Below are 12,459 nucleotides of genomic sequence, written 5' to 3' on the forward strand. Positions count from 1 at the left end.
CGTGGCCGTTTTGCTGTCCTAGCATTCACCAGATTCATGATCGTCGATCTCGGATCGACGATTCCCGATAAGGAATGTCCATGCGCAAGATGAAGACCTTGGCCTTGGCCGGATCGCTGTTGCTGGCGCCGGTATTGATGACCCAGTCGGCACTGGCGGATCAAGCGTCCGCCGATCGGCTGACCCACCTGCTCGAGCCGCTGAAGACCTACTCCGCGGATTTCGAGCAGCAGATCCTGGATGCCTCGGGCTCCAGCCTGCAGGACACCAGCGGCCACATGTGGCTGTCCCGCCCGGGGCATTTTCGCTGGGAAGTGAACGAGCCCTACCGGCAACTGGTCGTCTCCGACGGCAACGAAGTCTCGCTCTACGACCCCGATCTCGAGCAGGTCACGATCCAGCCGCTGGACGACCGGGTCACCCACACGCCGGCACTGCTGCTCTCCGGGAGTGCTTCCGAACTCGCCGACAACTACGATGTCACGCGACAGCAGCAGGGCGCCAGCGAGACCTTCACACTGGTACCGCAGGCCAACGACACCCTGTTCGAGCAGCTCAAGCTGACTTTCTACGGCGAGCAGCTCGATGCGCTGCAGATGACCGACAGCACCGGCCAGCGCACCGCGATCGATTTCGACAACGCGCAGACCAATGTCGATATCGATCCCGCCCAGTTCCAGTTTCAGGCTCCTGAAGGTGCCGACGTGATTCGCGAGCAGTCTCCCGCCACGCCGTGACGCCAGGCTCGCCGCTCGACTCGCCCCGCCGTGGTCTCCACGCCGGGGCGAGTGCCGTTTGACGGCAGGCGACGTCTCTCAGGAGTCGCCGTCCGCCTGGCGATCCAGCTCCTCGCGCCAGGCCTGCATCTGCTGGAAACGTTTCTCCTGACCGTAGTCGCTGGGCTCGTAGAAGCGAGTCTGCGGCAGGTTCGGCGGCCAGCAGTCGTGGCGGCTGCCGGCCGGGTAGCCGTTGGGCTCGTTGTGGGCGTAGCGATAACCCTCGCCGTAACCCAGCGAAGACATCAACTCGGTAGGGGCATTGCGCAGATAGACCGGCACCTCCAGGTCGGGATGCTCGGCGACGAATGCCTTGGCCTGGCTCCAGGCCTGATCGATGCGGTTGCTCTTGGGGGCGATCGCCAGGTGGATCACCGCATGGGCAATGGCGCGCTGGCCCTCGTAGTCGCCCAGCCGCAGGTAGGCGTCCCAGGCGGCTATCACCAACGGCAGGGCGCGCGGATCGGCGTTGCCGACGTCCTCCGAAGCGATCGCGGCGAGGCGCCGGACGATGTCCAGCGGATCACCGCCGCCGCTGATGAATTGGGCGACATAGAGCAGCGCGGCATCGGGGCGCGACGAGCGAACCGACTTGTGAATGGCCGACAGCACGTCGTAATAGTGCTCCCCCTGTTTGTCGAACGCCGCCGCCTGATGCCCGATCACCTCGATCACGGCGTCGCGATCGAGGATCTCGCCGTGCTCGTCGGTCTTGACGAAGTCACAGGCGGTCTCGAGCAGGCCGAGGGCGCGGCGCGCATCCCCCGATGCCGCCCTCGCCAGAATCGACAGCGTCTCGTCGCTGGCGCGGATATTGCGCCGCCCGAGACCCAGAGTCTCGTTGTCGAGGGCGCGTTTGAGCACCGTGATCAGCTCGCTCTCGTCGAGGGCTTTCAGGACATAGACCCGGGCACGGGAGAGCAGTGCCGAGTTGACCTCGAAGGAGGGGTTTTCGGTGGTGGCGCCGATCAGCGTCAGCAGGCCGGATTCGACGTGGGGGAGCAGGGCATCCTGTTGGCTCTTGTTGAGTCGATGGATCTCGTCCAGGAAGAGAAGGGTGCGGCGATCGCGCATCTGCCCCTCGCGGGCTCGTTCCACCGCCGCCCGAATCTCCTTCACCCCCGCCATCACCGCCGACAGTTGCTCGAGCCGGGCGCCGGAGGCTTCGGCGAGAATCTCCGCCAGCGTGGTCTTGCCCACCCCGGGAGGGCCCCACAGGATCATCGAGCGTACGCTGGCGGTCTCCGCCATGCGTCGAAGCGGCTTGCCCGGACCCACCAGCGCTTGCTGGCCGATGTAGTCATCGAGGGTGCGCGGGCGCAGACGGTAGGCGAGGGGCGCGCTGTCCGGATGCGGGTCGCCTCGGGAGGCGTCGTCGGCAAATAGGTCCATGGGGCTTCCAGGCTGGCTGACGGCAGCGAAACGGTACATTTCGCTACACTGATTCAGACGTTAGGCGTAGAGCGTTTATCGGAAAAACCGCTAGGGTAGGAAATTCTAGCGTGTCGCTGGAGGCAGGCCCAACCGATCATCGACCAAGATGTCATTCGAGGCTCGTTTGCCGGTCTCCGGCCGAGGTAATCTATGGCGTACTTCGTCGGCTCCGATGGCGGCTGTCGGGATGGCGATGCCTTCGATCACTCCAGGCAACACCGGTGGCGGACCGTCGAGACGGGTTCCGGCACCAATGTCGTCGACAGGCACTACACTAGGCTGACTAGGCGACGGACGTCACTCGACACCGCGCTTCACGGACAGGAGACTCACCATGCCCATGCTGACCCAACTGCGTCAGGACCATGCCAACATGGCGCGCCTGCTGCATGTGTTGCAACTCAAGCACAAGACACTGGCCGACGGCGAGCGTCCTGACTTCCGGCTGATTCGGGAAGTCGTGGACTATATCCTCGATTACATGAACGGATTCACGATTCCCCTCGAGCGTCTCTGCAGCGATCAACTGGCGGCTAAGGCGTCCGGCATCCATGACTTGAGCACGCGTCTGGCCGAGGATTATCAGCATCTGCACGAACAGCTGATGCGTCTGTCCCAGGACCTCGACATGATCCTGATGGATGGCGTGATGCCGATGGACAGGTTCGCCGACGACCTCAAGTCCTATCTCGAAGCGCATCGGGCCTATCTGCGCGCCGAGCGGGAGGAGCTGTTCCCGCTGATTCGCGAGCATTTCGACGAGGACGATCTCGCCCGTCTCGCCGACGAGCTGCCTCCCCAGGCGGGCGCCGAGCTGGCGCGGCTGCAGGAAGCGTATCCGGAACTGTATACCGAATTTCGCGAGGCCCCTTCGCCGCTGTAGGCGTGGCGCCTCGCTTCCCTTCGCTACCCGACACCCCGGCGATCGCCACTGCGCGATCGCCGTCGCTTGCGTAGAATGGCCGCCTGGAACGAGAGGACGGGGGCAGGATGGATCGACTGCAAGCGATGCAGGTTTTCCGCGCGGTCATCGACGCCGGAAGTTTTGCCGGCGGCGCACGGCGCCTGGGCGTTTCCAATGCCATGGTCAGCAAGCAGGTTTCCCGGCTCGAGGAGATGCTGGGCGTACGGCTGCTGGTGCGAACCACGCGGCGTCTGCAGTTGACCGCCGAGGGCGAGCGCTACCTGACCACCGTCGTTCGCCTGCTCGACGAACTTCAGGAGCTGGAGGCTGGCATCGGCGAGCAGCGCGGCGAGATTCGTGGCCGGCTGCGGCTATCCGCGCCGGTGGATTTCGGGGCGCGCTCGTTGATGCCTGCGTTGCAGGCCTTCGAGGCGGCGCATCCGGCGGTGTCACTCGACCTGGTGCTCGAGGATCGCCGCGTCGATCCGCTGGCGGAGGATTTCGATCTTGTGGTGCGAATCGGCGAGCTGGAGGATTCCAGCTTGATCGCGCGGCCCTTGATGCAGATTCCGATGCACCTCTACGCGTCGCCAGGCTATCTCCAGCGCCATGGCACGCCCCGTCATCCCCAGGAGCTTCGGGATCACCGCTGTCTGCACTACACCCTGTCGAGACACGGGCTCTACTGGCCGTTCCGGGTCGACGGCGAGATCTACCGTTTCCGGCTGCAACCGGCACTCTCCTGCAACAACGGCAGGGCGCTGATCGAGGCCGCGGTACTCGGCATGGGATTGACCTTGAAACCGGCGTCCCTGGCCGCGCCGGAAGAGCGGGCCGGGCAACTGGTGCGCGTGCTCGAGGCCTTCGAGATGCCGCCGCTCGATATCCATCTCCTGTACGCCGAACGTGATTACATGCCGGCGCGCCTGCGCGCCTTGATCGAGGCCCTGCTCGGCTATTTCGGCGACGGTCAGCCCTATGATTGACGCATTGATCTTCGATTCCGGTGTCGGCGGGCTCTCCGTCAGCGAGGAGATTCGCCGGCGGATGCCGGATTGTTCGCTGGGCTATCTTTGCGACAACGCGGCGCTGCCCTACGGCACCAGGCGTGACGACTGGCTGATCGAGAGGATCGTCGCCGTCTGCGTGAGCGCGTGCGAACTGACGCGCCCCCGCGTGCTGGTGGTGGCGTGCAATACCGCCAGCACACTGGCCCTGGCGGCATTGAGGGCGCGGCTAGCGATACCGGTCATCGGCACCGTTCCGGCCATCAAGCCCGCGGCCGAAGCGTCCCGCAGCCGGACGATCGGCCTGCTCGCCACCGGCGCGACCGTCCATCGGCCATACCTGGACCGGCTGATCGCCGATCATGCATCGGATTGCCGGGTGGTGCGCGTGGCGGCTGATGCCCTGGTGATCCAGGCCGAATCCCATCTCGCGGGCAAGGCGATCGATGCCCGCACGCTCCAGATAGCCGTTGCGCCATTGAGAGCGGCGGCGGAGCTCGATGTCGTGGTGCTGGGGTGCACGCATTTTCCGTTGCTGCGTGGGCTGCTCGAACCGCTGATGCCCGACAGGCTCTGGATCGACTCCGGGGCGGCGATCGCCCGCCGACTGAGTCAGGTGCTGGGCGATACCCGGTCGGTCCCCGCGCCGCCAGGCGAGGCGAGCGAGGCGCCCAGCTGGGCCACGGCGCCCCAGGTCCCGAGTCTGGGGCCGATTCTGAGGCGTTTCGGTTACTCGTCGCCGCTGGCCCTGGAGATCACCCAGCCGGCGGTCGCCACCCCCGTTTCATGAACCATTGCGCCAATTTTGTCCGAGGATTTCTGGTTTGGTGATTTTCGATATCGATCCCTCGCGTTACGACGCTCAGCTCGAAGCCAAGCGCGAGCGCATCGAGCGTCAATTCGCTCGCTTTTCGCCACCGCCGCTGGAGGTGTTCGCCTCGCCGCCGTCCCACTACCGGATGCGCGCCGAGTTCCGTATCTGGCACGAGGGAGACGATCTGTTCTACGCGATGTTCGAGGCCGACCCGGAGGCACCGCTTCAGCGAGGTCGAGTCGCCCAGCGCGTCGTCCGTATCGACCGATTCCCGGTCGCCAGCGAGCGCATCAACGCACTGATGCCACGTCTGCTCGACGCGATTCGTGACGAGCCGCTGATGCGGCGCAAGCTGTTCCAGGTGGAGTTCCTCACGACCTTGAGCGGGGAAGCGCTGGTCACGATGATCTACCACAAGCCGCTGGGAGAGGAGTGGGAGGCACAGGCCCGCGAGCTCCAGGCCCGGCTCGGGGTGTCGCTGATCGGGCGCTCCCGCAAGCAGCTGCTGGTGCTGGATCGCGACCATGTCTGGGAGCGACTCGAGGTGGATGGCCGGGAGCTCCACTATCAACAGGTCGAGAACAGCTTCACCCAGCCCAATGCCGAGATCTGTCGTGCCATGCTGCACTGGGCCCGGGACGTCACCGCCGACAGCCAGGGGGATCTGGTCGAGCTATACTGCGGCAACGGCAATTTCACGGTAGCGCTGGCGCCCAATTTCCGGCGCGTGGTCGCCACCGAGATCTCGCGGACGTCGGTCGCCTCGGCTCAGGCCAACCTCGACGCCAACGGTATCGACAACGTGCATGTGGCGCGGATGTCGGCGGAGGAGTTCGCCCTGGCGCTGAGCGGCGAGAAGCAGGGGCGACGTGTCGCCGCCATGGCGCTCGACGAGTGCGACTTCTCGACCGTGCTGGTGGACCCGCCGAGGGCAGGTCTGGACGCCGACAGCTGCGCGCCGCTGATGCGCTATTCCCGCATTGTCTACATTTCATGCAATCCCGATACGCTGGCCACCAATCTGGAGCAGCTGACCCGTACTCATCGGGTGATTCGGATGGCGCTGTTTGACCAATTCCCGTGGACGGACCACTGTGAGTGCGGGGTGCTGCTCGAGCGCCTGCCGTCGGCATGATTCGAGGGGCGGTGCCGGCCCGGACCGGGCCATCATCGCCGCTTGTCAACCGCCGATGCGGCCAGGCAGCCCCGTCGTTGATGCATAACCGACATGCGTCATGACGAAGCTTCAATTGTGTAGGGCGCCATAGGGCGCTGACGTAAGCTTCCAGCCTATTGAATGCGGCCGCCATGTTGACGGTCGATGCCAGCCGAGGTGATAGATGCAACACGTCGCGATCGAGGGAAAAACGGAATTTCTGGAGCAGTTGCAGGAAAAACTGTCCAAGCGGCTCCCCGAGGACAAGGTCAAGCGGATCACGGCGTTCGCCGAGGATCTCTACGCCACCGCGCCTTTCGAAGAGGCTGCGGACCGGCAGCTCGATGATGTCTATGGCGCGACCCTGGCGGCCTGGCATTTCATGCGCACCTTCGATCCCGATGAAGCCAAGGTGCGCGTCTTCAATCCCAGCTTCGAATCGCACGGCTGGCAGTCGCCCCACACGGTGGTCGCCGTGCTGCATCGCGACATGCCGTTTCTGGTCGACTCGGTGCGCATGGAGCTCAACCGCCGCGGTCTCACGCTGCACGCGATTCACAATGCGGTGCTGGCGGTCGATCGCGATGCGCGCCACCACGCCACGCGAATTACCGGCACCCGGGCCAAGCAGGCCCCGGAGGCGCGCGAGTCGATCATCCTGATCGAGGTGGATCGTCATACCGACAGCGAGACACTGTCCGATCTCGAGCAGGGCTTGCGCGACGTGCTGCTGGACGTGCGGACGGCGGTCGCCGATTTCGATCCGATGTGCGACAAGGTCCGTGAGGTCATCGACGCGCTGGACGCCCACAAGCCGAGCGGTATCACCGCGGCGGATCAGAAGGAGACGGTGGCCTTCCTCAAATGGCTGCTCGACGAGCACTTCACGTTCCTCGGCTATGTCGAGAGCCGCTTCGTCGGCACGGGCAAGAAAGCGCGCAGCGAGCGGATCGATGGCAGCGAGCTCGGCGTGCTCAAGCTGGACCAGCCGCGCTACCGGGAGCCGGTGCGATTCGAGCCGGACGAAGGGACGGCGCTGCTGCACTTCGCCAAGAGCGCCTACCATGCGCGCGTGCATCGTCCGACCTATCCCGACTACATCGCCATCACACGCTACGACGCCAAGGGCAAGGCGGTGGGCGAGTGGCGCTTCTTCGGGCTGTTCACGTCGCTGGTCTACAACGAATCGCCGCGCACCGTACCGATCCTGCGCCGCAAGGTCCAGGCGGTCATCGACGCGGCCGGGGTCAACCCTAAAGGGCACAACGGCAAGCTGCTGCTGCAGGTGCTGGAAGTTCACCCCCGCGACGATCTGTTCCAGAGTTCCACCGAGGAGCTGAGCCGGACCGCGTTCGGCATTCTCAACATCCGTGAGCGCCGGCGGGTGCGTCTTTTCATTCGCGAGGACCGGGCTGGTCAGTTCTACTCCTGCCTGGTGTTCGTGCCGCGGGATATCTTTTCGACGGACCTGCGTCTGCGCATCCAGAAACTGCTGTGCGAGGAGCTCGACGCGACCTTCGCCGACTTCAATCCCTATCTCTCGGAGTCGATCCTGGCGCGCATCCAGTTCACGCTGCGTTTCAACGGCGACAAGCCCGTCGATTTCGACAGTCGTGCGCTGGAGAAGAAGGTCATCAACCTGGCCCGCAACTGGCGCGAGGAGCTGCACGGCGCGTTGATCGAGGCGCTGGGCGAGGAGGCTGGCAACCGTCAGGCCCAGGCCTTCCGCGACGCCTTCCCCAGCAGCTACCGCGACGACTTCTCGGCACGCACCGCCGCCAACGACATCCGTCATCTCGAGGCACTCGATGAGGGTGCCCCGATCGGGGTCAGTCTCTATCACCTGGCGGAGAGCGCCGCCGGCAGCGTCAATCTCAAGCTCTACCATCAGGATACGCCGATCCCGCTCTCCGACATGCTGCCGGTGCTCGAGAATCTGGGGCTGCGCGTCATCAGCGAGCGGCCCTACCGTATCGCCAGCGGCCAGCAGACCTACTGGATTCACGATTTCACCTTCGAGTATCGCGGCGCGGGCGATGTCGACCTGGGCGACATGCGCGACAACTTCATCGACGCCTTCTCCAGGATCTGGGTCGGTGATGCGGAGAACGATACCTACAACCGGTTGATCATCGGTGCCGATCTGGAGTGGCGCCAGGTCGCCGTGCTGCGCGCCTACGCGCGCTACATGAAGCAGCTGCGGATCGGGCTTTCGCAGGCCTACATCGCCAACACGCTGGCGGCCCATGCCGACATCACCCGAGGGCTCTCGCGGCTGTTCACGCTGCGCTTCTCCCCCGAGCTCGAGTCTCGTGAAGCGCAGTGCCAGAGCTGCATCGACGAACTCAACGCCATGCTCGATCAGGTCGCCAGCCTCAACGACGATCTGTTGCTGCGCCGCTACGTCGACCTGATCCTGGCGACCGTGCGTACCAATTTCTTCCAGCCACGCGAAGATGGCAGCGCCAAGGAGTACATCTCGTTCAAGCTGGAGCCGAGCAAGGTGCCCGGCATGCCCAAGCCGCGGCCGATGTTCGAGGTCTTCGTCTATTCGCCGAGGATGGAGGGTGTCCATCTGCGCGGTGGCAAGGTGGCACGGGGCGGCCTGCGCTGGTCGGACCGCAACGAGGATTTCCGCACCGAGATCCTGGGGCTGATGAAGGCGCAGCAGGTCAAGAACTCGGTCATCGTCCCGGTCGGCGCCAAGGGTGGCTTCATCTGCAAGCGCATGCCGGAAAACGCCGATCGCGACGCGATCCAGGCCGAAGGGGTCGAGTGTTACCGGATCCTGATCCGCGGCCTGCTGGACATCACCGACAATCTCGACGGCACCACGGTCGTCCCGCCGCGCACCGTGGTACGCCACGATCCGGACGACCCCTACCTGGTGGTGGCGGCGGACAAGGGCACGGCGACCTTCTCCGACTACGCCAACGCGATCTCGATCGAGTACGACTTCTGGCTGCGTGACGCCTTCGCTTCCGGTGGCGCCCAGGGCTACGACCACAAGGGAATGGCGATCACCGCTCGCGGCGCCTGGGAGTCGGTCAAGCGTCACTTCCGGGAGATGGGCCTGAATACCCAGAAGGAGACTTTCAGCGTACTCGGCATCGGCGACATGGCCGGCGATGTCTTCGGCAACGGCATGCTGCTGTCGGACAAGATCCTGCTGGTGGGCGCTTTCAACCACCGGCACATCTTCGTCGACCCGAATCCCGACGCCGCCAAGTCCTTCGCCGAGCGCAAGCGCCTGTTTGCGCAGCCGCGCTCGAGCTGGTCGGACTACGACGAGAAGCTGATCTCCGAAGGCGGCGGCGTCTTCTCCCGCGATGCCAAGTCGATCGCCATCTCGGCGCCGATGAAGAAGGTCTTCGGCATCAAGACGGACAAGCTGTCGCCCAACGACCTGATCAACGCGATGCTCAAATCCAAGGTCGATCTGATCTGGAACGGCGGCATCGGCACCTACGTCAAGGCCGCCAGCGAGAGCCACGCCGATGTCGGCGACAAGGCCAACGACGGTCTGCGCATCGATGGCCGCGAGCTCAACTGCCGTGTGGTCGGTGAGGGCGGCAACCTGGGGCTGACCCAGCGTGGTCGGATGGAGGCTGCGGAGAAGGGGATTCGCGTCAACACCGACTTCATCGATAACGCCGGCGGCGTCAACTGCTCGGATCACGAGGTCAATATCAAGATTCTGCTGGACGGTATCGTCCAGCGTGGCGACATGACCGAGAAGCAGCGCAACCAGTTGCTGGTCGAGATGACGCAGGAGGTGGGTGAACTGGTCGTGCGGGACAACTATCGCCAGACCCAGGCGCTGTCGCTCTCCGAGCTGCAATCGAAGGAGGGGCTGGGGCCGTACCGCCGGTTCATCAACGAGCTGGAGGCGGCCGGCAGTCTCGACCGGGAGCTCGAGTTCCTGCCGAGCGACGAGCAGTTGATCGAGCGCAGCAACAACGACGGCGGGCTCACGCTGCCGGAGTTGAGCGTGCTGATCTCCTACGCCAAGAGCACGCTCAAGAGCGATCTGATCGCGACGGAGCTGCCCTCCGACTTGCCGTTGCAGCAGCACGTGACGAGAGCGTTCCCCGAGACGCTGGCGGAACGCTATCCGGAGGACCTTTACCAGCACCGCCTCAAGCGCGAGATCGTGGCGACCCAGATCGCCAACGATCTGGTCGACCACATGGGCATCACCTTCGTGCGCCAGTTGCGCGACTCCACCGGCGCATCGCGGGTCGAGATCGCCCAGGCCTATGTCATCGCCCGCGACAGTTTCGGCTTGAACCAGCTGTGGGAGCAGATCGAGGCGCTGGATTATCGTGTCGACAGCCAGACCCAGTACGCCATGATGCTCGACCTGATGCGGCTGTTGCGTCGGGCGACACGCTGGTTCCTGCGTCACCGGGGCTCGCTCGGCGTCAAGGAGTGCGTCGAGCAGTATGCTCCTCAGCTGGCACAGCTGCAGGAAGATATCGGCAACCGTCTCAGTGGCGACGAGCGTGAAGCCTGGAGCCAGCGCCGGGATGCGCTGGTCAAGGCGAAGGTGCCTGAAGGTCTGGCATCGATCGTCGCCGCCGCTTCCAGCCTCTATGCCGGACTGGGGATCATCCAGGCGGCGCGGACCAGTGGCGAGAAGATCCAGCGGGTCGCGGAGACCTACTACACGATCGGCCAACGGCTGGAGCTGCCGCGGATGATGCAGCAGATCAACAGCTTGGAAGTGCGGGACAGCTGGCAGGCTCAGGCGCGGGAAACGTTCCGCGACGACCTCGATCGCCAGCAGTTGGCGCTGACGGTCAAGGTACTGGGCATGTCGGATGCCCCGCGCGAGATCGAACCCCGGGTCGAGCACTGGCAGGAGTTGCACTCGCCACTGTTCGATCGCTGGAATGCCCTGTTGGTAGAGATCGACTCGGGCTCCCAGATCAGCTTTCCGCTGGTCGCCGTGGCCATCCGGGAACTGGTCGACCTTGCCGAGAGCGAAAGCGAGGGCTAAGGTGGCCTGCAGGCCGGGCGGCAGCCATGCCGCCCGGCATCGCTGCACTGCCTCGTCGGGCATCAGGTCGGCGAGGCAGTGCAGCGGCTATTCAGCACGGAGGCGCTCTCCCAGGCCCTTTAAGGTGCCTCGGGGAGCGTCTCTGTTATGCTTCGGCTCCGATTCGGTCGCAGAGTGCAGAGAGAGGCCCCATGAAGTATCGCGCGTTTTCCACCCTTATCTTGGCCGTCGGTGTCGCCACCGCGCTGCCCGCCATGGCGCAGAGCGAAGCGCTCAAGCAGGCACAGGCCGCAGCCGCCAAGGTCGACCTGACCAGCTTCTTCAAGTCCAGCTCCGATGCCCGCAGCCAGAGCTTCTTCTTCGGTGGCGTGCAGCAGCACCCGTTCACCGTCGACAAGGCCGGACGCTACCGCTTCACCAGTTCGACCCTGCCGGGCGAATCCCAGGACTACCGCATCAAGGCCACGCTGATCGACGCCAACGGCAACGTCCTGGCCAAGAGCAGCGGGCTTGGCAACACCGGGGGTCTGGAGATGGAGCAGCGGCTCGAGCCGGGCAACTACACGCTGCAGGTCTCGGGGCAGAAGTTCGGCAGCACCAAGACCGGCGGTAACAGCTTCAACATCCAGGTCGATGCGCTGGACGCCAGTGGCAAGGTGATCACCGCCGACCAGGGCGGGGTCGACAACGGTGGTGGCATCATGTTCGGTGGTCCCGGCAGCAGCGGCCGCACCACCGCCTTCGTCGACGACAAGGACGATGTGGCGACGCTCAGCGCGCCGGGACGTGAAGCGGCCGGTGCGGTTGCCGGTGGCGCGGCCGCGGGCAACGGCGAGGCCGCCCCCAAGGGCCCCGACTTCGGCACTGCCAATACCGGCTCGGCGGCCAAGCCGGCGACGGCCGGGCAGGCCAGCGCGCCGACCGGTGCCTCCGCCCGCGAGCGTCAGCAGGCGCCGCTGCCGAGCAGCTTCGACGAGATCGTCTCCGACATCAAAGTGCTGCAGCAGGGCGAAGTGCTCACCTTCGATGTTGCCCAGGCCGGTACGGTCTCCGTCACCAGCTCGACCTTCCCCGGTCACGAAGGCAGCTTCCGCCTCCAGGCCAAGGTGCTCGACGCCGATGGTCGCACGGTGGCCAGTGACGAGGGCTCGCTGGCCGATGGCAACTTCGATATCAAGACCGAGCTCCAGCCCGGTCGCTATCGGGTCTGGGTCAAGGGCCAGCGGTTCGGCTCGGCGATGAACTCGGTCAACAACTACACCCTGCGCGTACAGCAGCTCGATTCACGGTAACCCACGCCTCTTCGCGGCACGACACCCGGCGCCTCGGCGCCGGGTTCGTCGTTCATGGACAGGGAAACCTCTCC

8 protein-coding genes are annotated in these 12,459 nt (G+C 65.0%); 7 read left to right on the forward strand and 1 reads right to left on the reverse strand.

The features are described 5' to 3' along the window. Nucleotides 1-80 precede the first annotated feature (80 nt). Complete coding sequence (gene lolA, locus AAGT95_RS12805) at nt 81-737, forward strand: outer membrane lipoprotein chaperone LolA (protein WP_110600771.1); 657 nt, start codon at nt 81-83, stop codon at nt 735-737. A 78-nt stretch (nt 738-815) separates the two neighbouring features. Here lolA and AAGT95_RS12810 read toward each other — a convergent pair whose 3' ends face one another. Then, on the reverse strand, nt 816-2,168 hold the full coding sequence (locus tag AAGT95_RS12810) for a replication-associated recombination protein A (protein WP_342594023.1): 1,353 nt from the start codon (nt 2,166-2,168) through the stop codon (nt 816-818). A gap of 382 nt (nt 2,169-2,550) precedes the next feature. Here AAGT95_RS12810 and AAGT95_RS12815 point away from each other — a divergent pair, with 382 nt between their 5' ends. From AAGT95_RS12815 to AAGT95_RS12840, 6 genes are all read left to right on the forward strand, one after another. Beyond that, nucleotides 2,551-3,093 (forward strand): hemerythrin domain-containing protein, encoded by a 543-nt coding sequence (locus AAGT95_RS12815; RefSeq protein WP_110601126.1) that lies wholly within the window; start codon nt 2,551-2,553, stop codon nt 3,091-3,093. Between the two features lie 107 nt (nt 3,094-3,200). Beyond that, complete coding sequence (locus AAGT95_RS12820; RefSeq protein WP_110600773.1) at nt 3,201-4,100, forward strand: LysR family transcriptional regulator; 900 nt, start codon at nt 3,201-3,203, stop codon at nt 4,098-4,100. After that, nucleotides 4,093-4,911 carry a glutamate racemase gene (gene murI / locus AAGT95_RS12825; protein ID WP_342594024.1) on the forward strand — a complete coding sequence of 273 codons (819 nt, stop codon included), beginning with the start codon at nt 4,093-4,095 and terminating at the stop codon, nt 4,909-4,911. Before AAGT95_RS12820 ends, murI begins: the two co-directional genes overlap by 8 nt. A 34-nt stretch (nt 4,912-4,945) precedes the next feature. After that, nucleotides 4,946-6,070, forward strand: a complete 1,125-nt coding sequence (gene trmA / locus AAGT95_RS12830) for a tRNA (uridine(54)-C5)-methyltransferase TrmA (protein WP_342594025.1) — start codon at nt 4,946-4,948, stop codon at nt 6,068-6,070. Nucleotides 6,071-6,275: 205 nt separating this feature from the next. Further along, entirely contained in the window at nt 6,276-11,093 is a 4,818-nt protein-coding gene (locus AAGT95_RS12835) for an NAD-glutamate dehydrogenase (RefSeq protein WP_342594026.1), read from the forward strand. A 191-nt stretch (nt 11,094-11,284) separates the two neighbouring features. Next, a complete protein-coding gene (locus tag AAGT95_RS12840) occupies nt 11,285-12,385 on the forward strand; it encodes a hypothetical protein (RefSeq protein WP_342594027.1) in 1,101 nt (366 codons plus the stop codon). The last annotated feature ends 74 nt before the right edge of the window (nt 12,386-12,459 follow it).

This window comes from Salinicola lusitanus (genome assembly GCF_038648475.1).
GTDB lineage: Bacteria > Pseudomonadota > Gammaproteobacteria > Pseudomonadales > Halomonadaceae > Salinicola > Salinicola lusitanus.

Bases quoted from the DNA above. Each gene is read 5' to 3' on its own strand.
- AAGT95_RS12815 (WP_110601126.1), top strand. From the start codon at position 2,551: ATGCTGACCCAACTGCGTCAGGACCATGCCAACATGGCGCGCCTGCTG.
- murI (WP_342594024.1), top strand. From the start codon at position 4,093: ATGATTGACGCATTGATCTTCGATTCCGGTGTCGGCGGGCTCTCCGTC.
- AAGT95_RS12840 (WP_342594027.1), top strand. From the start codon at position 11,285: ATGAAGTATCGCGCGTTTTCCACCCTTATCTTGGCCGTCGGTGTCGCC.
- AAGT95_RS12835 (WP_342594026.1), top strand. From the start codon at position 6,276: ATGCAACACGTCGCGATCGAGGGAAAAACGGAATTTCTGGAGCAGTTG.
- lolA (WP_110600771.1), top strand. From the start codon at position 81: ATGCGCAAGATGAAGACCTTGGCCTTGGCCGGATCGCTGTTGCTGGCG.
- AAGT95_RS12820 (WP_110600773.1), top strand. From the start codon at position 3,201: ATGGATCGACTGCAAGCGATGCAGGTTTTCCGCGCGGTCATCGACGCC.
- AAGT95_RS12810 (WP_342594023.1), bottom strand. From the start codon at position 2,168: ATGGACCTATTTGCCGACGACGCCTCCCGAGGCGACCCGCATCCGGAC.